At 68.7% G+C, this 25208-nt stretch carries 24 protein-coding genes; 8 read left to right on the forward strand and 16 right to left on the reverse strand.

Features of this window, described 5'->3' with window-relative positions:
* The first annotated feature begins 827 nt into the window (after positions 1-827).
* On the forward strand, positions 828-2489 hold the full coding sequence (locus tag H4281_RS10470) for a fumarate hydratase (protein ID WP_116206878.1): 1662 nt from the start codon (positions 828-830) through the stop codon (positions 2487-2489).
* Positions 2490-2507: 18 nt separating this feature from the next.
* Here the strand turns inward: H4281_RS10470 and H4281_RS10475 are convergent, their stop codons facing one another.
* The 11 genes from H4281_RS10475 to H4281_RS10525 all read right to left on the reverse strand — a co-directional run bounded on the left by H4281_RS10475 (position 2508) and on the right by H4281_RS10525 (position 11415).
* Positions 2508-2945: an SRPBCC family protein gene (locus H4281_RS10475; protein WP_182890669.1), complete on the reverse strand. Its 438-nt coding sequence runs from the start codon at positions 2943-2945 to the stop codon at positions 2508-2510.
* Positions 2946-3451: 506 nt separating this feature from the next.
* Complete coding sequence (locus H4281_RS10480; protein WP_220506961.1) at positions 3452-3952, reverse strand: hypothetical protein; 501 nt, start codon at positions 3950-3952, stop codon at positions 3452-3454.
* Between the two features lie 44 nt (positions 3953-3996).
* Positions 3997-4491 carry a hypothetical protein gene (locus H4281_RS10485; protein WP_312872087.1) on the reverse strand — a complete coding sequence of 165 codons (495 nt, stop codon included), beginning with the start codon at positions 4489-4491 and terminating at the stop codon, positions 3997-3999.
* Positions 4492-4566: 75 nt separating this feature from the next.
* Positions 4567-5364: an ABC transporter permease gene (locus tag H4281_RS10490; RefSeq protein ID WP_182890672.1), complete on the reverse strand. Its 798-nt coding sequence runs from the start codon at positions 5362-5364 to the stop codon at positions 4567-4569.
* Entirely contained in the window at positions 5342-6205 is an 864-nt protein-coding gene (locus tag H4281_RS10495; RefSeq protein ID WP_182890673.1) for a 2-aminoethylphosphonate ABC transporter permease subunit, read from the reverse strand. Before H4281_RS10495 ends, H4281_RS10490 begins: the two co-directional genes overlap by 23 nt.
* Positions 6202-7269, reverse strand: a complete 1068-nt coding sequence (locus H4281_RS10500; protein WP_182890674.1) for an ABC transporter ATP-binding protein — start codon at positions 7267-7269, stop codon at positions 6202-6204. The genes H4281_RS10495 and H4281_RS10500 overlap by 4 nt, the downstream gene beginning before the upstream one ends.
* Positions 7266-8300 carry a 2-aminoethylphosphonate ABC transporter substrate-binding protein gene (locus H4281_RS10505; protein WP_182890675.1) on the reverse strand — a complete coding sequence of 345 codons (1035 nt, stop codon included), beginning with the start codon at positions 8298-8300 and terminating at the stop codon, positions 7266-7268. Before H4281_RS10505 ends, H4281_RS10500 begins: the two co-directional genes overlap by 4 nt.
* Positions 8297-8983, reverse strand: a complete 687-nt coding sequence (locus H4281_RS10510) for a phosphonatase-like hydrolase (RefSeq protein ID WP_182890912.1) — start codon at positions 8981-8983, stop codon at positions 8297-8299. Before H4281_RS10510 ends, H4281_RS10505 begins: the two co-directional genes overlap by 4 nt.
* A complete protein-coding gene (locus H4281_RS10515) occupies positions 8977-10095 on the reverse strand; it encodes a TIGR03364 family FAD-dependent oxidoreductase (RefSeq protein WP_182890676.1) in 1119 nt (372 codons plus the stop codon). The genes H4281_RS10510 and H4281_RS10515 overlap by 7 nt, the downstream gene beginning before the upstream one ends.
* Positions 10096-10200: 105 nt before the next feature.
* The gene (locus H4281_RS10520; protein WP_182890677.1) at positions 10201-10581 is read right to left on the reverse strand and encodes a DoxX family protein; all 381 of its coding nucleotides are present in this window, start codon (positions 10579-10581) and stop codon (positions 10201-10203) included.
* 57 nt (positions 10582-10638) lie between these two features.
* Positions 10639-11415, reverse strand: coding sequence for a GntR family transcriptional regulator (locus tag H4281_RS10525; protein WP_182890678.1), 777 nt, complete (start codon positions 11413-11415; stop codon positions 10639-10641).
* Positions 11416-11490: 75 nt separating this feature from the next.
* Here H4281_RS10525 and H4281_RS10530 point away from each other — a divergent pair, with 75 nt between their 5' ends.
* Entirely contained in the window at positions 11491-12708 is a 1218-nt protein-coding gene (locus H4281_RS10530) for an APC family permease (RefSeq protein WP_182890679.1), read from the forward strand.
* 293 nt (positions 12709-13001) lie between these two features.
* Positions 13002-13811, forward strand: a complete 810-nt coding sequence (locus H4281_RS10535) for a S1 family peptidase (RefSeq protein ID WP_237598727.1) — start codon at positions 13002-13004, stop codon at positions 13809-13811.
* Positions 13812-14326: 515 nt separating this feature from the next.
* Here H4281_RS10535 and H4281_RS10540 read toward each other — a convergent pair.
* Positions 14327-14788 carry a MarR family winged helix-turn-helix transcriptional regulator gene (locus H4281_RS10540; protein WP_182890680.1) on the reverse strand — a complete coding sequence of 154 codons (462 nt, stop codon included), beginning with the start codon at positions 14786-14788 and terminating at the stop codon, positions 14327-14329.
* Between the two features lie 62 nt (positions 14789-14850).
* Between H4281_RS10540 and H4281_RS10545 the strand changes: the two genes are divergently transcribed.
* Complete coding sequence (locus tag H4281_RS10545; RefSeq protein WP_182890681.1) at positions 14851-15744, forward strand: alpha/beta hydrolase; 894 nt, start codon at positions 14851-14853, stop codon at positions 15742-15744.
* A 3-nt stretch (positions 15745-15747) separates the two neighbouring features.
* Here the strand turns inward: H4281_RS10545 and H4281_RS10550 are convergent, their stop codons facing one another.
* Together H4281_RS10550 and H4281_RS10555 are read right to left on the reverse strand one after the other, a co-directional pair.
* On the reverse strand, positions 15748-16854 hold the full coding sequence (locus H4281_RS10550; protein WP_182890682.1) for an NAD(P)H-dependent flavin oxidoreductase: 1107 nt from the start codon (positions 16852-16854) through the stop codon (positions 15748-15750).
* An 8-nt stretch (positions 16855-16862) separates the two neighbouring features.
* A complete protein-coding gene (locus H4281_RS10555) occupies positions 16863-18458 on the reverse strand; it encodes an acyl-CoA synthetase (protein WP_182890683.1) in 1596 nt (531 codons plus the stop codon).
* A 65-nt stretch (positions 18459-18523) separates the two neighbouring features.
* Here H4281_RS10555 and H4281_RS10560 point away from each other — a divergent pair, with 65 nt between their 5' ends.
* Positions 18524-19312, forward strand: coding sequence for a crotonase/enoyl-CoA hydratase family protein (locus H4281_RS10560; RefSeq protein WP_182890684.1), 789 nt, complete (start codon positions 18524-18526; stop codon positions 19310-19312).
* 58 nt (positions 19313-19370) lie between these two features.
* Here H4281_RS10560 and H4281_RS10565 read toward each other — a convergent pair whose 3' ends face one another.
* Complete coding sequence (locus tag H4281_RS10565; protein ID WP_182890685.1) at positions 19371-20900, reverse strand: acyl-CoA synthetase; 1530 nt, start codon at positions 20898-20900, stop codon at positions 19371-19373.
* Between the two features lie 81 nt (positions 20901-20981).
* Here H4281_RS10565 and H4281_RS10570 point away from each other — a divergent pair, with 81 nt between their 5' ends.
* Genes H4281_RS10570 through H4281_RS10580 form a run of 3 tightly spaced genes read left to right on the forward strand, consistent with a single transcriptional unit; the run spans position 20982 to position 24181 of the window.
* Complete coding sequence (locus tag H4281_RS10570) at positions 20982-21965, forward strand: Zn-ribbon domain-containing OB-fold protein (RefSeq protein ID WP_182890686.1); 984 nt, start codon at positions 20982-20984, stop codon at positions 21963-21965.
* A gap of 6 nt (positions 21966-21971) precedes the next feature.
* Complete coding sequence (locus tag H4281_RS10575; RefSeq protein ID WP_182890687.1) at positions 21972-23024, forward strand: thiolase family protein; 1053 nt, start codon at positions 21972-21974, stop codon at positions 23022-23024.
* The gene (locus H4281_RS10580) at positions 23021-24181 is read left to right on the forward strand and encodes a thiolase family protein (protein WP_182890688.1); all 1161 of its coding nucleotides are present in this window, start codon (positions 23021-23023) and stop codon (positions 24179-24181) included. Before H4281_RS10575 ends, H4281_RS10580 begins: the two co-directional genes overlap by 4 nt.
* Here H4281_RS10580 and H4281_RS10585 read toward each other — a convergent pair.
* Positions 24178-25206 (reverse strand): YhjD/YihY/BrkB family envelope integrity protein, encoded by a 1029-nt coding sequence (locus H4281_RS10585; protein WP_182890689.1) that lies wholly within the window; start codon positions 25204-25206, stop codon positions 24178-24180. The two genes, H4281_RS10580 and H4281_RS10585, sit on opposite strands and share 4 nt — an antisense overlap.
* Between the last annotated feature and the right edge of the window lie 2 nt (positions 25207-25208).

The raw sequence follows: 25208 nt of genomic DNA on the forward strand, positions 1-25208 counted from the left end.
TGACGGCGGGGTCGCGCGGCTTTCCGGCGGTTCACGCCACTGGTTGTGCAGCACCCTCAGTTCGGCCCTCCGGCCCGAGGTCCTGTCGCGTCCCGCCCCGATCTCCGCCGTCAGCCGTCCCGACGACCGCGGAGTCGTTCGACTTGCGAGGGGCGGCGGTTCGCACCGCCGGTTCCGCAGAACCTTCGTTTCGGCTTTCCGGCCGTGGTTTCTGTCGTGCCTGACCCCGGTTTCCCCTCTCGCCCGCCCTGAAGAGCGCGGCATCATTCGACCGGTCCGACCAGGGGTTTCACCCGTGTCCCGCCTCCGATCTCCCCCACTCACCGCCCCGATCACGGCCGCACTGATTTGCCGACAAATCGCCTCAGCAACACCACCAGCCTCACCAGCCACTTGAGCACCACCAGCCACTTCAGCCCCTTCTGGGCGCACAACCCTCCTTCCATGCCCCGTTTCCTCCCCTTGATCCCGTTTCTACCGACACCCACCGCAATCCCGTCACCACTCCGCGCACCCGATCGTGGAATTCGCGTCTCGTTCGCGTTTGGCGGTTCTGGGCAGTGGGTAGCAAGCGTTCGCGACCCCCGCTGTGCGGCGTCCGGTCAACGCGCCGGCGGGGGTCCCGTTAGTCACGCGGGGCGGATGTGTGCGCATCCGGTCCGCTTTCCCCGGGAGGTCGGGTCCGTCGGGGTGGGCCCGGCCTCCCGACCATGCCCGCGCGAAAAGCCGCGGAGTGCGCTATCCCACAGCGTCCCCGCGCCCGTGCGACCGGGCGGAACCCGCTGAGTACCGTGAGCCAATCCCGATCAGGGCAAAGGAGCCTCGCTGTGCCGCCCACCACGTTCCAGCACACCGAAGTCCTGCCGCTCGGCAAGGACACCACCACCGAGTACCGGCTGGTCACCGCCGACGGCGTCGAGACCGTCGAAGCCGCCGGGCGGAAGTTTCTGAAGGTCGATCCGGAAGCGCTGACGACGCTCGCGCGCACGGCGATCACCGACATCCAGCATCTGTTGCGTACGTCACATCTGCAGCAGCTGCGCGCGATCGTCGACGACCCCGAGGCCAGCGGCAACGACCGGTTCGTCGCGATGGACCTGCTCCGCAACGCGGCCATTTCGGCCGGCGGCGTGCTGCCGATGTGCCAGGACACCGGCACCGCGATCGTCATCGGCAAGCGCACCGAGGGCGTGCTGTCCGGCGGCGACGACGAGCGCGCGCTGTCGCAGGGCATTTTCGACGCCTACCAGCAGCTGAACCTGCGCTACTCGCAGATGGCCCCGATCAACTTCTGGGAAGAGCGCAACACCGGCACGAACCTGCCCGCGCAGGTCGAGCTCTACCACAAGGACTCGGACGCGACGGATCCGTCGTACGAGTTCCTGTTCATGGCCAAGGGCGGCGGCAGCGCGAACAAAACGTTCCTGTACCAGGAAACGAAGGCAGTCCTGAACCCGAAGCGGCTCGCCCGGTTCCTGGACGAGAAGCTGCGCAGCCTGGGCACCGCCGCGTGCCCGCCGTACCACCTGGCGATCGTGGTCGGCGGCATGTCGGCCGAGTTCAACCTCAAGGTCGCGAAGCTGGCCTCCGCGCGCTACCTGGACAACCTGCCCGCCGAGGGTTCCGAGCTGGGCCACGCGTTCCGCGACCGCGACCTCGAGCAGCAGGTGCTGGAGATGACGCGCCAGTTCGGCATCGGCGCGCAGTTCGGCGGCAAGTACTTCTGCCACGACGTCCGGGTGATCCGCCTGCCGCGGCACGGCGCGAGCTGCCCGGTCGGCGTCGCGGTGTCCTGCTCGGCCGACCGCCAGGCGAAGGCGAAGATCACGAGCGAGGGCGTGTTCATCGAGCAGCTCGAACGCGACCCGGCCCGCTTCCTGCCGGACGTCACCGAGGACGACCTGTCCGACGAGGTCGTGTCGGTCGACTTGAACCAGCCGATGGACCAGATCCGCGCCCAGCTGGCGCAACTGCCGGTGAAGACGCGCCTGTCGCTGACCGGCCCGCTGGTCGTGGCGCGCGACATCGCCCACGCCAAGATCGCCGAACGTCTCGACGCGGGCGAGGAGATGCCGCAGTACCTGCGCGATCACCCGGTCTACTACGCGGGCCCGGCGAAGACCCCCGACGGCTACGCGTCCGGCTCGTTCGGCCCGACGACCGCGGGCCGGATGGACTCGTACGTCGCCCAGTTCCAGGCAGCGGGCGGCTCGCTGGTCATGCTGGCGAAGGGCAACCGCTCGAAGCAGGTCACCGCCGCGTGCAAGGAACACGGCGGCTTCTACCTCGGCTCGATCGGCGGCCCGGCCGCCCGGCTGGCGAAGGACTGCATCAAGAAGGTCGACGTGCTCGAGTACGCCGAACTCGGCATGGAAGCGGTCTGGAAAATCGAGGTCGAAGAGTTCCCCGCGTTCATCGTCATCGACGACAAGGGCAACGACTTCTTCTCCGAAACCAGCGAACCGGTCCTGCAGATCAGCTTCCGCTGACGGAAACCGGCGCCGAGGTCATCCGGGAAACATCCCGCCCAACCGGGCGAGAGTCTTCTCGATGGCCTCGGCGTTGCGCTGGGGAAAGCCGAGCAACCGGATCGCCAGCGGCGACCGCGCAGTAGACCAGTCAAAAGTCTCGGTGACTTCAGTGCGTCCGTCCCCAGTCGGCTCAAGCAGCCAACGCCACCGGTGCCCTGCGAAGTGCCGCCAAGCGATCAGCCGATTCTCCTCGAACTCGACCACGGTGTTCTGAATCCGGTACGGCGCCCCCATCCGCATTTCCATGCCGAACTGCGCCCCCAGCGACAACCGCGCCGGCGCAGACCCACGGCTGCCTCGAACCGTGCCCGACCCGTCAATGAGCGGATGCTGCGCCGGATCGGCCAGCAACGCGAAAATCCGTTCCGGCGCAGCAGCAACGAGAGCACTGCGCGAAACCTGGCGAGTTCCCATCACCCAAGCCTAGGGCCGCACCAGCCCCACGGCCATCGACACAACCCCGAACAGACCAAAACGTCCACTGTGGACTGCTCAGCCCCCGAAGTACGTGAAGGGCCCCTTCACATACTCAGATTCCCTCAGGGTTCCCCTCACGACCCACCCACCAGCCCCCGGCACGCCCCAATGTGGCATTGGGTGCGTCCCACGCACCGAACGCCACATTGGGTGCATCTGACGCACCCAATGCCACATTGGGGCGCTAGCCCCACTCACCAAACCGCAGCCGACGCACCCAACCAGCGAGGCACCCAGCCCCTCCCCCGCACCCCGATACGAAGCCGCCCTGCGGTTCGGGGGTGCTTGTCAAGGCATCTTTCCCGCCTTGACAAGCACCCCCGAACCGTCAGCACAATCACCCTTCGGGGTGCCCCACGCAACCCAAGACGGCCGATGTCGCCCCCAGGCGACGAGCCGAACAACCCCCCGACGAAGCCGTCCGACCCATCACCCGAGCGACCTCACCGAGGCGGAGACTGTTTCAACACCACAGTCCGCTCCCCCAACGCCGCCTCCAACGGCACCGAAATCACCGGATGCCGCAGATCCATAGTGCACATCTGCCCGGTCTGCGCCTTGGTCTCGCTCAAATCGACCACCACCCGCTGAGCGCTCTGCTCAACAGCCGACCCGAGCGCATGCCCGCATCCCCCTTCCTCAGCCCGCACCACGAGCACCTTCCCCCCGCTGTCCGTATAAACCTCCTTGGGAAACGTCTTGGGCAACGCAGCCCCGTCGACCCGGTTGTCCGGAACCCGAACCGCCCCCGCGGGAGGGTTGAACTGGGGCTTGCCCGATGGCGGCACCGAGGTCGAAGCGCTGCCGCTCGCCGGCGCAGTCTCGGTCCCGGACGCTGGTGCGTTCGCCATGCTCGTCGGACTGCCGCACGCGGCCGCCATCGTGAGCACCAGTGCCGCGCCCGCCAGTCGTGTCGTTCCGATCAGCTTCGTCGAGTACCTCATGCCCCCTAGACGGAGCGGCCGCCCGGCCGGGTTGCACCCGATCTTCACGGACCGGGCTTCAACACCAATTCCCGTCCGCCCAGCGGGGCAGCGAGCCGTACCGGCAACGAAATCTCCCGCACGTGCATGGGACACATCTGCCCGTGCGGCGCCTTGGCAAGAGTCACCAGCACGACAACCTGAGCAGCCGTCTGCTCACCCGCCTTCGCGCTGAGCTTGTCGCATCCGCCCTCTTCAGCCTGGATCACCACGACCGAGCCACCCTCCGCGAGCGTGACGTCGTGCGGATACCCGGCCGGAAGCGCCGAAGCATTGACCTGCCCAGCAGCAGGCGCCGTGTCCCCAGGCGGCACACCCTGCGTCGGACGGCTCTTCGGCGGCCCAGACACCGGCGGCGGCGCAACCGACGTCGAGGACGGCGACGGCGGCGGCGAGGACACCGACACCGAACTGGACGGCGGCCCCGAGGAAACCGGCGCAGCCACGGTTCCGTTGCCCCCGCACGCCGCGACCGTCAGCAGCAGCGCGCTCGCTCCCACGATTTTCCCTGTAGTCCGCATGCATCGCGGACGGAACAGAGGCCGCGACGGTTGCATCCGAGCGGGAAAACTATTTCACCGGGCCGAAGCCCGCCCCCGCACCAACCCCAGCAGCACCACCCCGGCCAGCGTCACCACCAGCAACAGCACCGTGCTCGCCGACGCGAGAAACACCTGTCCCCGGTCAGTGAGGGAGAAAATGGTCGCCGGGAGCGTCCGCCAGTCCGGCGGGTACAGCATCATCGTCGCGCCCAATTCCCCCATCGACATCGCCAGCGCCAAACCGGCCGAAGCCGACATCGCGGGCACCAGCACCGGCAACCGGACGCGCAGCAACACCCGCAACGGACGCGCGCCGAGACTCGCCGCGGCCTGCGCGAGCAGCGGATCAACGCGTTGCAGCGCCGCTGAAACCGTGCTGTAGGCGAAGGGCAGCAGAATCATCAAGTGTCCGGCCAGGACGATCCAGCGCGTGCCGTTGAACGCCACCGGCGGACGGCTGAACGCCACCAGCAAGGCCAGGCCCAGCACCACCGACGGCACCGCGATCGGCAGGTGGAACAGCGAATCCGCGATCCGGCGCAGCCGCGGCGGCGCGTGGTCGACGGCGAGCGCGGCCCAGGTTCCGAGCAGCACCGACACCAGCGACGTGATCACCCCGGTCTGCACGCTCACCGACAAGCTCGCGAACGTCTCGCCAGACAGCGCCTCGGTGTAATGCGCCCCGGTGAGCCCGCTGGGCAGCACGCCGGTCCAGCTCCCGGCGAACGACGCCAGCACGCTCATCACCAGCGGCGCGGCCACCACCCCGAGGAAAACCACGCCGAACACCAGCCACACCAGCAACCGGCTACGCCGCGTCCACAACAGCACGACGTCCCCCTTTCCCGACCGCTCGCCGGTAAACCGTGTAGAGCACCAGCGACAGCACCACATTCACCACCGCGACCACGGAGGCGGCCGGGAAGTCGAACGTGACGATTCCCTTGCCGTACACCAGCATCGGCAGGGTCGAGACGCCCTTGGCGCCGAGGAACAGCACGATGCCGAACTCGTTCATCGTCAACAGCAGCACCAGACACGCGCCGGACGCGAGCGACGGCAACGCTTCCGGCAGCACAACGCGCCACAGCACTCGGCCGGGCCGCGCGCCGAGACTCGCCGCCACGTCCAACTGCGCCGACGGAACTTGGCTGAACGCGGCAAGCGCGGGCCGCATCACGAACGGCGTGTAGAAGGTGATCTCAGCCAGCAGCACACCCCACGGCGAGTACAGAAACCCAGCGGTGCCGAAGACTCCCGCGCCGCCGTAAAGGAAGGTGAAGGCCAGCGCGATCAGGAACGAAGGGAATGCCAGCACCGTGTCCACGAGCCGGGCCAGCAGTGTCGCCCCGGGAAACGGGACGAATGCGACAACCAGCGCGAGAAACCCGCCGAGCAGGACACAACCCACGGTGGAACCCAAGGCCAGCGACACCGTCTGCCACACCGCGCGGCCGAATTCCGGCGACGACAGCACTTGCGTCCACACCGAAAGCCCGAAACTACCGTCCTGCGCGGTGAGGGACTGCAGGATCACCAGCACCAGCGGATAGCCGAAAAACCCGGCGACCACGATCGCGGGCGGGAGCAGCCAGCCGATCCGGTACCGGCGGGGCCGGGTATTGCGGCGGGCCGGAGCGACCGCAGCGGCGCCGAGGGCGAGGCCGGTCATCCGCCCACCCCCACCAGCGGGCAGCCGTCCGGAATGGACACCCCGACCCGGTCGCCGACCGCGGGCAGCACCGGACTGTCCGGCACCTCGGCGCGGATGTCGCAGACCTCGTCGGTGAGCCGCAGGTCGAGCCGGTAACCGGAACCGCGCCACTGCACACCGCGCACCAGCGCTGGGAAAGTGTCCGGTCCGGGTTCGCCGACCGAGATCCGGTGCGGCCGCACGCCGAGCGCCACCGGCCGCTCCGGTTGGAGCGTGCCGGACGGTTCGGCGGACAGTTCCCGCCCAGCCAGCCGGACTGTCGCGACCGAGCCGTCCGCTCGCACCAATTCGACCGGGATCAGGTTCGCCGCGCCGAGGAAGCTCGCGGTGAACTCCGTGGCCGGACGGCGGTAGAGCTGTTCACACGGGCCGAGTTCGACCAACCGCGAGTCGCGCAGCACCGCGATCCGGTCGGCGAGCGCGAGAGCTTCGCTCTGGTCGTGAGTGACGTAGATCAGCGTCGTATCCGGCAATTCGGCCCGCAGCCGCAGCAGTTCCGCGACCATGTCCTCGCGCAATGCGGCGTCCAATGCGGACAGTGGTTCGTCGAGCAGCAGCACGTTGGGCCGGATCGCGAGCGCCCGCGCCAACGCCACCCGCTGCTGCTGCCCACCGGACAGCTCACGCGGATAGCGGCGCGCGTACTCGCTCATCCCGACCAGTTCCAGCACCTCGCCGACGCGCTTCGGCACGTCCGCCCGGCGCGTCTTCCGCGCCTTCAGTCCAAACGCGACGTTGTCGGCGACCCGCTGGTGCGGGAACAGCGCGTAACTCTGCACCACCACGCCGAGACCACGCCGGTGCGGCGGCAGGTCGGTGACGTCCTGGCCGTCGAGCAGCACCCGTCCGGCGCTCGGCCGGAGGAATCCGGCGAGCGCCTTGAGCGCGGTCGACTTGCCGGAGCCGGACGGTCCCAGCAGTGCGAGCGTTTCGCCGCGGGCGACCGAGAGGTCCAGCGGGGCAAGCGCTTGCGTCGCTCCGAAGTGGACGGATACGCCGCGGAACTCCACTGCCGGAGTCACTGTCCGGTGGCCTTCCGGTACGCGGCGAGGTCGGCGTCGAGGCGGCCGAGGACTGAGTTCCAGTCCGGGGTCCAGATGTCCACTCCGGACATCGCGGCGGTGATCTTCTCCGCCTTCGGGCCCTGCGGTTTGACGTCGGAACGGGCCGGGATGCCGTACGCGTCGCTGGCTTTCGCCTGGGTTTCCGGCGAGAACAGGAAGTCGAGCAGCTTGCGCGCGTTGTCCGCGTGTGGCGCGTTGTTGACCAGGCCGGCGAAGTACGGCAGGGCGAAGGTGGACCGCTTGCCCTGCGCGTCGGCGGGGAAGAACACCGAGAACCCGCCGCTCTTGTCGATCTCGGCGAGGTTCATCTGCAGGTCTCCGTTGGCGACGAGCACCTCGCCCTTCGCGACCTTCGGCTGCAGCTTGCCGGTGGACGACGACGGCCCGACGTTGTTCGCTTGCAAGCGGCCGAGGTAGTCGAGCGCGCCCTGGTCGCCGAACACGTGCTGGGCCTGCAGCAGCACCGCGGTGCCGTCGCCCGCCTCGCCCGGCGTCGAGTACTGGAGCTTGCCCTTGTACTTCGGGTCGAGCAGGTCGTTCCAGCTCTTCGGAGCCGGGTTCGCCTGCTGCGGGTTGTAGATGAAGCTGAGGTAGTTGTTCATCAGCGCGTAGTAGCGGCCCTGCGGCTCCTTCTGCGCGGCCGGGACCTGGTCGACGCCCTTCGGGGCGGACGCGGCGAGCAGGCCCTCCTTCGCCGCCTGCTGGACGAACGGCGGGAGCGTCACGAGGACGTCGGCCTGGGTGTTGGCTTTTTCCTTGCCCACGCGCGAAACGACCTCGGCGGACCCGGCGGTGACGGCCTGGACGGTGATCCCGGTCTGCTGCTTGAACTCGGCGAACCGGGCGTTGTACCAATCCTCCAGGCCATCCGCGGTGTACACGGTGACGGTCTGATCGCCGGACGCGCCGCCCGCTGTGCCGCCGCACGCGGACAGGAGGCCGGCGAGGGCAGCGACGAGAGCGACGACGGTCGCTTTCCGGATTCTCATGACTGGGTGGCTCCTTCAAGGACAGCGGGGAGGGCGGAGACGGAGTCGAGAACGTGGGTCGCGCCTGCCGCTTCCAGGTCGGCGCGGTTGCTGGCGCCGGTGAGCACTCCGGCGACGATTCCGGCACCAGCGGCGAGGCCGGTGCGGACATCAGTGGGAGTGTCGCCGACCACCGCGATATTGCGGACGTCGGCGACCTTGAGCTTCAGTGCGACAGCGAGGATCAAGTCGGGATACGGACGGCCGCGCACGCCGTCGCCGGGCGCGAGCGCGAGGTCGGCAAGGTCGTGCCAGCCGAGCGCGTCCAGCAGCGCGCGCTGAGTCGTGGGCGCGAAACCGGTGGTCAGCGCGACGCGAACCCCCTTCTCGCGCAGGCCGCGGATGGTTTCCTCGGCACCGGGGATCGGCTTGCATTCCCCGGCCGCGACCAGCCGTCCGTACGAACCCTCGAATTCGGCGTTCGCGCGCTGGGCGAGGTCTTCGTCGCCGAGCAGCGCGCGGAACACGGTGATCTTCGACTGGCCCATGGTTTCCCGGACGTAGTCGAACATTCCGCCGTACCGTTCGTCCTCTTCGGACACTCCGGCGGCGGCGATCGCCGCGGTGAAGGCGCGTTCGACCAGTCCGTCGTCCGCGACGGTGGTTCCGGCCATGTCGAGCACGACGAGTTCGGTGGTCACCAGCCCAGCTCCTTTGCGGTGTCTTCGGCGATTGCGGGCGAGCAGGTCATCCCCCGGCCGCCGGGACCGGTGACGAGGAAAGCGTTGTCGGACAAGCGTTCCCGGTGGACCACCGCGGCCTGGTCGGTTGCCTGCGCGTAGACGCCGGCCCAGCGGCGGCGGATCTTCGGCAGCGGCCGGCCGAGCAGCGCGCCCGCCACTTCGGCAAGGTGTTCGTACGAGTCTTCGGTGACGTCGAAGGTGAACGGCTGCGCGTACTCGTGCGTGTCGCCGATGGTGAGCGAGCCGTCGCGACGCTGCACCATCAGCAACTGCATCGCGTTCTGCGCGGCGACCTCGCCCTGCGGCTGGCCTTCGTTCATCGCGTCGAGCGCCGCACCGCGGTAGGCCGGGTAGTACCGGAAACTGTCGCCGTCCGCGACGCTGGTGGGCAACGGTTCGTCGAGCGGTTCGGTCTGCGCCATCTGCAGCCGGACTCGCCGCACCGGGATCTCGCCCGCGATCTCGCGGACCAACCCGCCGAGCCACGCGCCGGTGCAGAACACGACGACGTCGCCTTCGTGCCGCTCGCCGTGATCGTCCACGACGCCGTTTTCCGTCAGGTTCCGCACCTCGCGGCCCGGCAGCCAGCGGTAACGCCCGCTCGCCTTGAGTGCTTCACGGAGCGCGGGCTGCGCCGTCCGCGGTTCGACGGCCGCGTCGCGCTCGCACCACAACGCGCCGGAGAAATTGCCGCGCAGAGCCGGGTTCAGCGCCCGGGTTTCCTTCGCGTCGAGGAGTTTGAAGCCGCGCTCCGCCGCCTCCGGCCCGGCGACGACCTCCTCCGCGACGGCCAGTTCGGCGTCGGTGCGGACGACCGTCAGCGAGCCGTTGGGCCGGAAACCCAGCGCGGGCACGCGTTCGCCGATCCGCTCCCACAGCTCCCGGGCGCGCACCGCCGTCTCCAGCTCCGGACCGGCGGCCCGACCGCCGACCCAGACCAGCCCGAAGTTGCGGACGGACGCGCCGCGCGCCTCCGGCTCGCGTTCGAGCTGGAGGACTTCGTGGCCGCGTTCCACGGCCTGCCAGGCGTGCTGGGTGCCGAGCACGCCGCCGCCAACGATGAGGATTCGCACGGCCGCAACAGTCGCCGCCCGCGCTCAACGGAGCCTGTCGGCACGGGGAACGCCAGGTGAAGCAGCCTCGAATATTGGACCGGATGAGTTATCGTTCTGTTATCTTCACAGGCGGCCCGCCGCGACGAACACGCACACCGCCAGGATCACGACGTTCGCCGCGACATTGCGGTACTCCGCCGGGCGGTGCTCGGTGACGGCCAGCCGCCAGTGCCCCGCCATCGCGCCGACCATCACCACCGCCAGGCCGATCGCCGCCCACCCGGTGAGAGCCGGGGCGATCCCGGTCAGCCTCGGCAGGATCAGCCCGGCCACCGCGACGAGTTCGCAGATCGCGGCGAAGCGCACGACCGGCATCGGATACGCGGCCACGCCGGTTTGCCCGGTCTCGATCAGCCGTCGCCGCGACATCGTCGACTTCAGCACGCCGGACAAAGCGAAAAGCAAAGCCAGAGCCGCCTGAGCGGTCCACAGTGCGATCTCCATGGTTCGTTCCCTCCGTTCGCTGCGGAGGGAACGAACTGGCGGCACCGGGTGTGACAGCTACTCGACACGGCTCAGTCGCGTCACGAAACTCAGCCGGTCCCCGCGGTAAAGCGACCGGACCCGCTCGAACGGCTCGCCGTCCGGACCCCACGACACCCGGTGCATCAGCAGCATCGGCAGCGCCGGGTTCGTACCGATGAGCAGCGCCTCGCGAGGTGTCGCGAGGACGGTCTCCACGCGTTCCTCGGCCCCGTCGAAGACGACGCCCAGTTCGTCGCGCAGGTACGCGTACAGCGACTGCTCCGGGTCGAAATCCTCCGGCAGCGTGGGGAACTTGTCGGCGCGGAGGAAGGTCGATTCGAGGCCGACGCGTTCGTCGTCGGCGAGCAGGACGCGTTCCAGGTGGATCACCTCGGCAGCCGGTTCGATCCGCAGGTCGGCGGCCAACCCAGTACCCGCGGCGCGGCGTTCGAGCGTGATCAGCGTGCGGCCGGGACGGATCCCTTGGCGGCGCAGGCCTTCGGTGTAGCTGACGAGCGCGAGCGGCTGGACCAGCTTCGGCGCGGCGACGTACGTGCCGCTCCCCTGCCGTCGCGAGAGCCTGCCTTCGAGGACCAACTCGCCGACCGCTTGCCGGACTGTCGCGCGGGACACCTCGAACCGTTCGCACAGTTCGCGTTCTGTGGGCAGCGCGCTCCCTTCGCCCAATTCGGCGATGACGGCCAGCAGTTCGACCTTCACCGCGTAGTAGCGCGGCACGCGGCCGTGATCCGGGATGCCGTCGCGAACCGGTCCGTCGGCGGACAGGCGGGACAGCGGCGAAGACGTGGGCACGAGACCCGAGCCTATGCCAGACGCGCGGCACGTGGTTCGCTGTCTCGCGAACTGACCCCACGGGAGGACCCCGCAATGCCTTTGGCCCGCCGGTTAGGCCTCGCCGACGCTGTATTCATCGGACTCGGTTCGATGATCGGCGCCGGCGTTTTCGCCGCGTTCGCTCCCGCTGCGCGTGCTGCGGGTTCGGGATTGCTGCCCGCGCTCGCCGTGGCCGCGCTAGTCGCGTACTGCAACGCGACTTCCTCCGCCCGGCTTGCCGCGCTGTATCCGGAATCCGGTGGCACTTATGTGTACGGACGCGCTCGCCTGGGTGAATTTTGGGGATACATAGCGGGTTGGGGTTTCGTCGCCGGGAAAACGGCGAGCTGCGCGGCCATGACGCTGACCGTCGTCGCTTACGCCGCGCCCGGGCTCGGCCAGCCTTGGCGGAGCCTGCTCGCGGTGGGCGTGATCGGTGTGGTCACCGGCGTGAATTATCTCGGCGTGCACCGGTCCGCTTTGGCGACCCGGGTGATCGTTTGCATCACCCTCGTGGTGCTCACCCTGGTCGCGGTTTTCGGATTTTCCGGCGCGCACGTTTCCCCGTGGACGCCATTTCACGGCGGCGGCGTGCTCGAAGCCGCCGGGCTGCTGTTTTTCGCCTTCGCCGGTTATGCCCGGCTGGCCACTCTTGGCGAGGAAGTCCGCGACCCGGCACGCACGATTCCGCGAGCCATTCCGCTCGCTTTGGGACTGACGCTCGTGGTGTACGCCGTGGTGGCGGCGGTGCTGCTGGTGACGTTGGGACCAGACGGGATCGGCGCGAGTTCCGACCCGCTCGCTTCGGCCGTGCCGTGGCTGTCGCCAGTGATTCGGGTCGGCGCCGTGGTGGCCGCGCTGGGTTCGTTGCTGGCTTTGGTGCTGGGCGTTTCGCGGACGACGCTCGCGATGGCGCGGGACGGGCATCTGCCGCGGTTCTTGGCCGCGGTGCATCCTCGGTTTTCGGTTCCGCACCGGGCTGAGCTGACGGTGGGCGTGGTGGTCGCGGTACTGGCGACGACGACGGATTTGCGTGGTGTGATTGGGTTTTCGTCCTTCGCGGTGCTTGCCTATTACGCCGTGGCGAACGCTTCCGCGTTGACGTTGCGCCGGGACGAGGGGGCCGCGCCGAAGGCGGTCGCGGCTGGCGGGTTGGCGGGATGCGCGGTGCTGGCCTTCAGTTTGCCGGCCGCCTCGGTGATCAGCGGGTGTTTGGTGCTGGGGCTGGGCGCGGTGGCGTACTTGGTGCGCCGTCGAGGGGTTGTGCGCTGAGTTTTTGCTTTCCGGCAGGGGATCGCGCACTGCTCGCCGTGGGCGGTGCGCGAAAGTCCCCCTCGCTCCGTCTCCGCCCGTCTACTCCGATTTTCACAGACCCCCAGGTCAAGGCTGCTTTTTATCGTCGTTCCCGAGGCCGGAATCTGCCGGATCCGGTGAAGAATCCGAAAGATCCGAAGAAAGTTGGTTGTCCACTTACCGCCGCTCTGGTGTAGTCGATTCGTCACCACACGACACCTCCCCGCCCCGAGAGCGGAAGCTCCACTGTGGACACCGGAAGGACAATCCCCTTGGCCGACAAGCGAAACTTCAGCATGCTCACGCGAGTCCTGGCCGGCGCGGCAGCACTCGCGGCCGCCGCCGGACTGGCGACGCCCGCCGCGGCGTCGACGCCGCCGTCGCCGGGCGCGGAGCCTCAGGTCGTCGGCGGGACGCGCGCCGACCAAGGAGAATTCCCGTGGATGGTCCGGCTTTCGATGGGCTGCGGCGGCGCGCTGTACACGGACCAGATCGTGCTGACCGCCGCGCACTGCGTCGACCGCACCGGAGCGGACTCGTCGATCACCGCGACGCTCGGCGTGGTCGATCTGCAGAGCTCGAGCGCGAAGAAGGTGCGTTCGACCTACGTCTACCGGTCCCCGACGTACGACTCCACCGGCGGCGACTGGGCGCTGATCAAGCTGGCGAGCCCGGTGAGCGGCATCCCGACGCTGCCGATCGCGAAGAACGCCGACAACAACTCCGGCACGTTCACCATCGCAGGCTGGGGCGCGGCCCAGGAAGGCGGCGCACAGCAGCGCTACCTGCTGAAGGCCGAGGTCCCCTTCGTGGACGACTCGACGTGCCAGTCCCAGGGCGGCGACTACGCCGACCTGAAGCCGGACGCGGAACTGTGCGCGGGCAAACTCGACACCGGCGGCGTCGACACCTGCCAGGGCGACTCGGGCGGCCCGATGTTCCGCCGCGACGGCGCGGGCGAATGGATCCAGGTCGGCATCGTCAGCTGGGGCGACGGCTGCGCGAGGGCCCACGCGCCCGGCGTGTACACCGAGGTGAGCACGTTCGCCTCCGACATCGCCGCTGCGGCCGGGAAGATCTGACCCCGCTGTGACGAGCCGGGTGCGGGACTCCGCTGGGGTTCCGCACCTGGCTTGTGCAGTGTCTTCCCGGGGCGGCACGGCTGACTACGCCTGCACTCGGGTGCGGGAGGGTGTGGCTCGCGAACCTCCGGCTGGGATGAAGGCGGCGCTGCCACGTCGCCGGGTTCCGCTCGCCTAACGCGCCAGAGTGCGGCAAAACTCGGGCTCCGCACCACGCGGAGTCGCGAGACGGGCAACCAAGCTGCGCGCCCCTCCGCACCCGGCGAACAGCGCGGTCTCCACTGCCTGAAACCGCGGGCCAATCCGCAGCAAGTCGCGCGGCCTCCCGAACGAGCGGCGCAGATCTCCCTCACGGAAACCGCAGGCCAGCCACCCAAGCCCGGCATTCCGCCTCCACCCCGCCGGGGCACGGCAGCGATGCGAGCCCCCGCCCTCGGAAACCGCCGGGCAGGCATCTGACCCGCACCAAGCGCTCTCGCGCCCGCTCGGGATCCCGCCACCGGAATCCGCGAACCCTAGCCCGCCGGAAGCCCGACCCCGCGCTCCTCCAGCGCCCCCCGCAACTCGGCGAGCACCGCGATGACCCCCGCGGCCCGGTCCTCCCCCACCACCGAGCCGATGAGCACGTCGAGCTGGTTTCGGAACGTCTTCTCCATCGCCTCGGTCAGCTCCCGCCCGGCGGGGGTCAGCTCGACGAGCGACGACCGCCGGTCCTCCGGGTTCGGCACCCGGCGCACCCAGCCGCGTGCTTCGAGCCGGTCGACGCCCTTGCTGGTCGCTCCGATCCCGACGGCGAAGTTCACCGCGAGGTCCGCCACCCGCGACTGCGGATGCCGTCCCAGGTACTGCAGGAACTCGAACTGCGCCGCGCCGATGCCGTGTTCGGCCTTGAGGCCCTCGGCCAGCGCGTTGTAGATCCGGGTCTCGCAGCGCACGAGATGGTCGAAGAGCTGCTCGTTCGCCGAAGTACCTTCCATGGCATATAGTCTAGCATTAGATGCCACGGCATATACTTCCAAGGAATTTTGAGGAGAAGCGGATGAGCAGGGAACAGCGCCGCGCCATCGACGAGAAGCTGCGGAACGCACCGGAGCAGCCCGAAGCGTCTTCGATCGACCAGATGCGGGCCGGGTTCGCCAGGCTCATGAGCCAGTACCCCGTGCCGACCGAGCATCGGGAAACTCCGGCCACGCTCGCCGGGAGACCGGCGGTCCTCGTCGAACCGCCGACAACACCGCTGCCGGGCACGATCCTGTACTTCCACGGCGGGTCGTTCTCGCTGGGTTCGCCGCACACCGCGATGGCGTTGACCGCGAATCTGGTCCTGCGGACCGGAATCCGCGCTCTCTCGCTGGATTACCGGCTCGCGCCCGAGCATCCGTTCCCGGCCGGGATCGAAGACGGCCTCGCCGCCTACCGCAGTCTCCTGGAAGACAACGGCCCGTCCTCGATCGTCTTCGCGGGCGACTCCGCGGGCGGCGGCCTGTCCGTAACCACAACCCTCGCCGCGCGCGACGCGGGACTGCCGATGCCCGCCGGGATCGTCGCGTTCTCGCCGGGGCTCGACCACACCTGTTCCGGCGCGTCCATGGTGGCAAAGGAAGCCGCGGACCCCTTCTTCACCAGGGAAGGCATGAGCAAGACCGGCGAGCTGTACCGGGCGGACGCGGACCCCGCCCAGCCGCTCCTCGCCCCGGCGGTCCACGCCGACCTGACCGGCTTCCCGCCGATCCTGCTGCAGGTCGGCACGAACGAGGTCCTGCTGGACGATTCGGTCCGGCTGGCCGAACGCGCCCGCGAGGCGGACGTCGACGTGATCCTCGACATCACCGCCGACGTCCCGCACGTCTTCCAGACCTTCACCGACACCCTCGACGAAGCAGGGCAAGCCCTCGACCGGGCGGCCCTCTTCATCAAGCAGCGCCTCGCCTGAAGCTCAGCGGAGCTTGTCCAGCCGGGAAACCGTCTCGTCGAACCCCTGCACCAGATCCGCCATCACCTCGGCCACCGGGCGGACCCGGTCCATCCTGCCGACGATCTGGCCCACCGGCATCGACACCACCGACGGGTCCGCGGCGGCGTGGATCCGGTTGTGCGCGTGGGAAACCAGCAGGTTCTGCAGCGGCATCGGCAGCGGTTCCGGCGCACCCGGCGCCGCCCATGCCTCCGTCCAGCGGGTCTTCAGCAGGCGGGCGGGCTTGCCCGTGTAGATCCGCGTCCGGACGGTGTCCGCCGAGGTCGCCGCGACCAGCGCGTTCTGCATTGCCTCCGATTCGGGCATCGTCTGGAGGTACTCCCGCGTCGCGAGCCAGTACGAGCCCATCCACGCGCCCGACGCGCCCAAGGCCAGTGCGGCGGCGACCTGGCGGCCGGAGCCGATTCCTCCGGCCGCCAGGACCGGGGCGCGGTCGCCGACCGCGTCGACGATTTCCGGGACCAGCACCATGGTCGCGATCTCGCCGGTGTGGCCGCCTGCCTCATGCCCTTGCGCGACAACGAGGTCCACGCCGTTGTCGACGTGCCGAGCCGCGTGCGAGCCCTTTCCGGCCAGGGCTGCCACCGGGACGCCCGCGTCGTGGGCGCGGGTGATCACGTCGACCGGGGGCGAGCCCAGTGCGTTGGCGATCAGGCTGATCCGGTGGTTCAGCGCGACGTCCACATGGGACCGGGCGACCGAGTGCAGCCAGCCCAGCACCCCGGCGCGTTCGTCGGTGTCGTCGGGCAGCGGCGGGACCGCGAGGTCCTTCAGCACTTTATCGACAAATTCCCGGTGTCCCGGCGGGATCAGTTCGTTCAGGTCGGTCTGGGTGCCTTCGGACGGGATCTTCGCCGGCATCACGATGTCGACGCCGTAAGGCTTTCCGTCGGTGTTTTCGTCCATCCAGGACAGCACCGCGTCGAGTTCGGCGGCGTCGTTGAACCGGACGCAGCCCAGCACGCCCATGCCGCCCGCGCGGCTGATCGCGGCCGCGACGTGCTCCGACGGGGTGAATCCGAAGATCGGCACCTCGATGCCGAACCGGTCGCACAACGATGTGCGCATGCGCCCTCCTAGGCGGGTTCGTGTTCGGCGGCGTACCGCTGGGCCCACGGATAATCCGGCTTCCCGCTCGGCGAACGGCCGATTTCCTCGGCCAGCCACACCGTTCGCGGCACCTTGTATCCGGCGACCTCGGTCCGCACGTGTGCTTCCAGCGCGGCCAGATCCGGCCGCACGCCGGGACGCGGCTGGACGACGGCGGCGACGCGCTGGCCGAGCCGGTCGTCCGGGATGCCGATGACCAGTGCGTCGAAAACGTCCGGATGCGATTTCAGCGCACCCTCGACTTCTTCCGGATAGACCTTTTCGCCTCCGGTGTTCACGCACTGCGATCCCCGGCCCAGCAACGTCACCGTGCCGTCTTCCTCGTAGCGCGCGTAGTCGCCGGGCACGACGTAACGGACGCCGTCCACTTCGGTGAAAATGGTGCGGGTTTTCTCCGGGTCGCCGTAATAGCCGAGCGGGACGTGGCCGCGGCGGCCGATCAGCCCGACCGCGCCGGGTTTCGGTTCGACCACTTCGCCTTCGTCGTCCAGCAGAATGGCGTCCTTGCCGAAGTTCACCCGAGGACCCGCGGAATGGTCGGAATCCTTGCCCACCATGCCGATTCCGGTGAAGCCGCTCTCCGACGAACCGATCGCGTCGGTGATCACGACGTTCGGCAGCATCTCCAGGAATTCCTGCTTCACCGAATGCGAGAACAGCGCCGCGTGACTCGACACCGCGACCAGCGACGAGGCGTCGTAATCGCCGGAGCGGTAGGCGTCCACGAGCGGCCGCGCCATCGCGTCGCCGACGATCGTCAGCACCTGCACCTTGTGTTCCTGCACCGCGCGCCACACGTCGTGCGCGTCGAACTGCGGCACGAACACCACCGGGCTGCCGGTGAACAACGCGCCGAACGCGGCCCACTGCGCGGCCCCGTGGATCAACGGAGCGGCCGGCAACCGTACGAGCGAACCGGATTTGCCTTGTTCGCTGAGCGTCCATTCGTCCGGCACGTACTCGCCGGTGACGAAGTTGATGCCGCCGCCGAGCGCACGCCAGATGTCCTCGTGCCGCCACAGCACGCCCTTGGGGTAACCGGTGGTGCCGCCGGTGTAGAGGATGTACAGATCGTCGGCGCTGCGCTCGCCGAAGTCGCGTTCGTCCGACTCGCCCTCGAGCGCCGACTCGTACTCGACGCCCGTCTCGTACGGCGTGCCCGAACCGTCGTCGACGACTACAACGTGTTTCAGTTTTGGCGTTTCCGGCAGCACCGCCGCCACCCGGTCGGAGTAGCGCCGCTCGTGCACCAGCGCCACCAGGTCGGCGTTGGTGAACAGATAGCGGAGTTCTCCGTGGACGTAGCGGTAGTTCACGTTCACCGCGATCGCGCGCAGTTTGTACGCGGCGAACATGGTTTCCAGCGCCTCGATGGAGTTCCGGGAATAGACACCGATGTGGGAGCCGGGTCCCACGCCGTGCGCGGCCAGGTGGTGCGCCAGCCGGTTCGCGCGTTTCTCCAGCTGCGCGAAGGTGACCTGGCGTCCGCCGCACACGACCGCGACGCGTTCCGGCACGGCGTCGACGGCGTGCTCGAGTAGATCCGCGATGTTGAGTGCCACTCACCCAAAGTAGAACATGTTATCGTTATGGGCAATGACCCCGGCCAGCTGAGAAGGAGGCCCCGGTGGCCGAACCCCACGCACTCGTCAGCCTCGAAGGCCGCACGCTCGTGGTGACGATGAACCGCCCGGAAGCCCGCAACGCCCTCACCGGCGAAATGCTGGCGATCATGGTCGAGGCCTGGGACCGGGTGGATTCCGACGACGAGGTGCGCAGTTGCGTCCTGACCGGAGCCGACGGCGCGTTCTGCGCGGGCGCGGACCTGAAATCCATGTCCCGCAACGCCCCCGACAAGTCGTTTTCGAACGGTTCCTTCGATCCGAGCCGCATCGAGGGCCTGCTGAAGGGCCGCCGGCTCACCAAACCGCTCATCGCGGCCGTCGAAGGACCGGCCATCGCGGGCGGCACGGAAATCCTGCAAGGCACGGACATCCGGGTGGCCGCGGAGAGCGCGAAATTCGGCGTCTCGGAACCCCGCTGGGGCCTGTTCCCGATGGGCGGTTCGGCCGTGCGCCTGCCCAGGCAGATCCCGTACACCGTCGCCGCGGACCTCCTCCTCACCGGCAGGCACATCACCGCCGCAGAGGCACGCGAAGTCGGCCTGGTGGGCCACGTCGTCCCCGACGGTCAAGCGCTGTCTCGCGCGCTGGAACTCGCTGAACTGATCAACGACAACGGCCCGCTCGCGATACGCGCGATCCTCAAGACCATCCGCGACACCGAGGGCATGCACGAGGAGGAAGCCTTCAAACTGGACGCCAAGTACGGCATCGAAGTCTTCGCCTCCGCGGACGCGAAAGAAGGCCCCAAAGCCTTCGCCGAAAAACGCAAACCCGACTTCCAGGGCCGCTGACATACGTGCGGGGAACCCTGAGGGAATCTGATTCCCTCAGGGTTCCCCGCACGTACCTTCAGGAGACGTATTGGGCGCGCAGCTTGCGTTTGTAGAGCTTCCCGTTGGGGTCGCGGGGCAGTTCGGGCAGGTAGTCCACCGACTTGGGCAGCTTGAACCGGGCCAGCCGCGTTTCCGCGTAGGCGAGCAGTTCCGAGGTCAGTTCCGGCGATCCCTCGACCCCGTCCGCGGGCTGCACGACCGCCTTGATCTCCTCGCCCCAGTCCTCGTGCGGAATCCCGAACACCGCGACGTCCGCGACCTTCGGATGCATCACCAGCTCGCCCTCGATCTCCGCCGGGTAAATGTTCACCCCGCCGGAAATGATCATGTCGGCCTTGCGGTCGTGCAGGAACAAATAGCCGTCCTCGTCGAGATGCCCGACGTCACCGAGGGTGAACAAATCCCCGACCCGGGCCTTCTCCGTCTTGGCCTTGTCGCGGTGGTACTCGAACTTGGAGTCGCCCATTTTCATGTACACCGCGCCGGTCTCGCCCGTCGGCACCTCGTTCCCGTCGTCGTCGAGAATCCGGATTGTCGACCCCGGCCACGGCAATCCCACCGACCCCGGCTTGCGCAGCCAGTCTTCGCCGGAAATCACCGTCCCGCCGCCCTCTGTCGCCGCGTAGTACTCGGTGACCACAGGTCCCCACCACTCGAGCATCTGCCGCTTCACTTCGAGCGGACAAGGCGCGGCCCCGTGAATCATCACGCGCAGCGAGCTCAGGTCGTACTTCCCGCGCACGTCGTCCGGCAGGGCCAGCAACCGGCGGAACTGCGTCGGCACCATGTGGCTGTGCGTGACCCGGTGCCGCTCGATCAACCGCAGCATTTCCTCGGCGTCCCAACGATCCATCAGCACCGCGGCATGTCCCAGCTGCAGCGAAATAGCCACGAAGTTGAGCACCGCCGTGTGATACAGCGGCGATCCGCACAGATGCACGTGATCGTCGAACGGCTGCAGCCCGAACACTCCGAAGAACCACGTGGACGCCGCGGGCACCTGATCCGGGTCCGCCCCGGTCAGCGGCCGCTTGACGCCCTTGGGCCGCCCTGTCGTGCCCGAGGTGTACAGCATCGGCGAGCCGGCCGTCCTGTTGTCCGGCCGCCCATCGCCCAGCCCCGCGCCCAGCTCCTCGACACGACGGAAGCCAGACACAGATCCGACAGAGAACCGCGCCGAAGCAGGCAACTCAGCCTCGTCGGCCGCAGCCACCGCCACATCGGCGAACCGCTCGTGCGCCAGAAACGCCTTGGCTCCGCTGTCGGCGAGGATGTACGCGACTTCCGGTCCGACGAGATGCCAGTTCACCACCACCACGTACAGCCCGGTCTGGATCGCCGCGAAGTACGCCGCGACCAGTTCGTCGCCGTTCGGCAGCAGCAGCACCACCGAATCGCCGACGCCGAGGCCGAGCTCGCGCAGCCCCGAGGCGTACCGGTTGGCTTTCGCCGTCAGGTCGCCGTAGGAAATTTCCCGCCCGTCCGGATCCACCAGCGCCACCCGGGCGGGCTCGGCCGCGGCGATGGTCCACAGTCCCAGGTCCATAGCTCCCAAATCTAGAACGCGTTCCACATAGACACAACAGGTTCCTTGCCTCGGATTCGAGAACGTGTTTCACTCGAAGCCGTGACGGTTTCGGATGCTCCTCTGTCGGCGCCGCTCAACGTCGGCTTCGACTACACCCGTTCGACCGGGCCGGTGCTCGGCCGCTTCGTGAACGCGCTGCGCGAACGCCGGATCGAAGGCGTGCGCGGCAGCGACGGGCGCGTGCACGTGCCCCCGGTCGAGTACGACCCGGCCACCGCCGACCCCTTGACGGAATTCGTCCCGGTCGCCGCGGAAGGCGTTGTCGTTTCCTGGTCCTGGTGCGCGGATCCGCTCGACGGCCAGCCGCTGTCGCGTCCGTTCGCCTGGGTGCTGGTGAAACTCGACGGCGCGGACACCAGTCTGCTGCACGCCCTCGACGCCGACTCGCCGGACAATGTCCACATCGGACAGCGCGTGCGCGTGCGGTGGGCGGAGGAAACGGTCGGCCACATCCGCGACATCGCGTACTTCCTGCCCGCGGACGCCCCGGACACCACGCCCACCGAAGCTCCTCCGCCGGTGGCGGAACGCGAGGACGGCGCGCCGGTCAGCGTGATCATCACGCCGGTGCACCTGAAGTACCAGCATTCCGCGTCGCCGGAGGAAAGCCGGTACCTGCGCGGGCTCGCCGAAGGGCGGATGCTCGGCCAGCGCTGCCCCGAATGCGGCAAGGTCTACATCCCGCCGCGCGGTGCCTGCCCGGTCGACGGCGTGCCGACCACCGACGAGGTGGAATTGCCCGACACCGGCATCGTCACGACGTTCTGCATCGTCAACGTGCCGTTCCTCGGCCAGCGCATCAAACCGCCGTACGTCGCGGCGTACATCCTGCTCGACGGGGCCGACATCGCCTTCCTGCACCTCGTGCTCGGCTGTGCCGCCGAGGAGGTCCGGATGGGCATGCGCGTGCGCGCCAACTGGCGGCCGCGCGAGGAATGGTGGACGTCGCTGGAGAACATCAGCCACTTCGAGCCCACCGGCGAACCGGACGCCGCGTACGAGACCTTCGCCCATCACCTGTGAGGAACCATGCCTGAAGTAGCCGTAGCCGGTTTCGCGCAGGCGCCCAACGTCCGCAAGACCGAGGGCACCACCAACGGCGTGGAAATGCTTGTGCCGATCCTCGCCGAGGCGTTCGCCGCGACCGGACTGTCCAAACAAGACATCGGATTCTGGTGCTCAGGATCGTCGGATTACCTTGCCGGGCGGGCATTTTCGTTCATCGCCGCGGTGGACGCGCTGGGCGCGTTCCCGCCGATCCACGAGTCCCATGTGGAAATGGACGCCGCCTGGGCGCTGTATGAGGCGTGGCTGAAGATCCGCACCGGCGAGGTCGACACCGCGCTCGTGTACGGATTCGGCAAAGCCAGCGCCGGACAGCTCCGCCGGGTCATGGCGATGCAGCTGGACCCGTACCTCGTCACTCCGCTGTGGCCGGACTCGCTGGCGATCGCCGGCCTGCAAGCCCGGCTGGGCCTCGAAGGCGGGCTGTGGTCCGAAAAGGACCTTGCCGAAGTCGCCGCCCGATCGCGTGCGGACGCGGCGGACAATCCAGCCGCACAGCTCTCCGGAACCGTGGACGTCGCCGAACTGCTGGACACACCGTATGTCGCCGATCCCCTTCGCGCGCACGACATCGCGCCGGTGACGGACGGCGCGTCGGTGATCATCCTGGCCTCGGAGGAACGGGCCCGCGACCTCGTGGAGCGGCCCGCGATCATCTCCGGGCTGGAGCACCGCATCGACTCCCCCGTTCTCGGCGCGCGCGACCTCACGCGTTCCCCGTCGACCGCCATCGCCGCGGAACGGCTGGATCTCGACGGTGTCGAATTGGCCGAACTGCACGCGCCGTTCACGCATCAGGAACTCATCCTGCGCCGTGAACTCGGCCTCGACGACGGCGTGCGGATCAGCCCGTCCGGCGGCGCGCTCACCGGGAATCCCATGTTCTCTGCCGGGCTCGCGCGGATCGGCGAGGCCGCCGCGCGCATCCATCGCGGCGAGGCGGCCAAGACGCTCGCGCACGCGACCAGCGGACCTGCCCTGCAGCAGAACCTCCTCGCCGTGCTGGAGGCACGATGACCAAGCAGCTCGCCGCGGTGCTCGGGACCGGGCAGACGCACCACCGCGCGAAGCGCACCGACGTGTCGATGGCCGGTCTGCTCCGCGAAGCGATCGACCGCGCGATGGCGGACGCCCAGGTCGGCTGGGACGACATCGAGGCGGTCGTGATCGGCAAGGCGCCGGACCTGTTCGAGGGCGTCATGATGCCCGAACTGTTCCTCGCGGACGCGTTGGGCGCGAACGGGAAACCGTTGATTCGCGTGCACACCGCGGGTTCGGTCGGCGGATCGACGGCGCTGGTCGCCGCTTCGCTGGTCCAGTCCGGCGTGCACCGGCGCGTGCTGACGGTGGCGTTCGAGAAACAGTCCGAATCCAACGCGATGTGGGGCCTGTCGATCCTGCCGCCGTTCCAGATGCCGGTCGGCGCCGGAGCCGGTGGCTACTTCGCGCCGCACGTGCGGTCCTACATCCGCCGTTCCGGCGCTCCGGAACACATCGGCGCGATCGTGGCCGCGAAGGATCGGCGCAATGGCGCGTTGAATCCGTTCGCGCACTTGCAGCAGTCCGACATCACGGTCGAGTCGGTGCAGGCGTCGCAGATGCTGTGGGACCCGATCCGGTACGACGAAACGTGTCCGTCCTCCGACGGCGCCTGCGCGATGGTGCTCGGCGACGAAGCCGCCGGGGACGCCGTGCCGGGCGGTGCGGCCTGGATCCACGCGACGGCGATGCGGACCGAGCCCACGACGTTCGCCGGACGCGACCAGGTCAGCCCGCAAGCCGGGCGCGACGCAGCGGCCGCGTTGTGGCGCGACGCGGGCATCAAGGATCCGCTGTCCGAAGTGGACGTCGCGGAGATCTACGTGCCGTTCTCCTGGTTCGAGCCGATGTGGCTGGAAAACCTCGGCTTCGCCGCCGAAGGCGAGGGCTGGAAGATCACCGAAGCCGGGGACACCGCGATCGGCGGACGACTGCCGGTGAATCCGTCGGGCGGCGTGCTGTCGTCGAATCCCATTGGCGCATCCGGGATGTTGCGGTTCTCCGAATCGGCGAAGCAGGTGATGGGCCGTGCCGGTGATTACCAAGTGGACGGTGCTCGTGTCGCGTTAGGACACGCGTACGGCGGCGGCTCGCAGTACTTCAGCATGTGGGTCGTCGGCTCGGAGAAGCCTTAGTCCTTTCGCCGCCCCCGCAAGGCGAACAACGTCCCCAATGCCCCGACCATCGCGCCCAGCAGAGCCGCCTTCCCGTTGTTCTGCTTGGGCGCGATGATCGGCCGCAGCTGCGTCGCCGCCGGAGGCTGGATCGGTTTGCGCGGAGCGTCGCGGGCGGTGGCGGTCCAGGCGGTGATGTACACGAGCATCCGCGCGATCAGGGAGATGAAGAACAGCAGACCGATCACCGAACCGAACGCCACGCCGGACGGCGATTTGCTGATCAAGTTCAGGTAGAACCCGCCGGCCAGTTTGAGCAGTTCGAACCCCACCGCCGCGGCGACCGCGCCGCGCATCGCGCTGCGCCAGCCGACGCGCTCCCGCGGCAACCGGGTGAGCACCCACAGGAACACCATCCAGTCGGCGAGCAGCGCGAGCGGCACCGAGACGAACGACAGCAGGTTGTGTCCCCAGCTCGTGTCCTCGACACCGACCAGCCCCAGCAGCGAACGGCCTACCGCGGTGCCGGACACCGAGATCCCGAACGACACCAGCAGCGCCGCGGCCAGGCCGAGCAACGCCAGGACGTCCATCAGGATCGTGCGCAGCAGCGGCCCCTCGGACCGGTTCTGGCCGTACATCGCGGTGAGCGCGTCCCGCAGCGCGTTCATCCAGTTCCAGCCGGAGTACAGCCCGACGACCAGACCGGCGACCCCGACGCCGGTGCGCTGCTCGACGAACCCGGTCAGGATCGACGACACCTGGGCGCCGATCGGGCCGGGCAGCGATCCGGAGATGCCGCGCACCAGCGCGTCGAGCAGATGCGGCTGCGTCGCGAGCACGAAGCCGGCCGCCGACGAGGACAGCATCAAAATCGGCACCAGCGACAGCAGGCTGAAGTAGGTGATCGACGCGACGTAGTGGTAGCCGCCGTAGTCGATGTACCGGTTGGTGGCGCGCGCGATGTGGTCCAGCCATCGGTACCGGGCACGCGCGCGGGCCCACTTGCTCGGCCCGGGGGTCTTGCGGGAACGCTTCACCGTCACTG

It is taken from the genome of Amycolatopsis dendrobii (genome assembly GCF_014145675.1).
Taxonomy (GTDB): domain Bacteria; phylum Actinomycetota; class Actinomycetes; order Mycobacteriales; family Pseudonocardiaceae; genus Amycolatopsis; species Amycolatopsis dendrobii.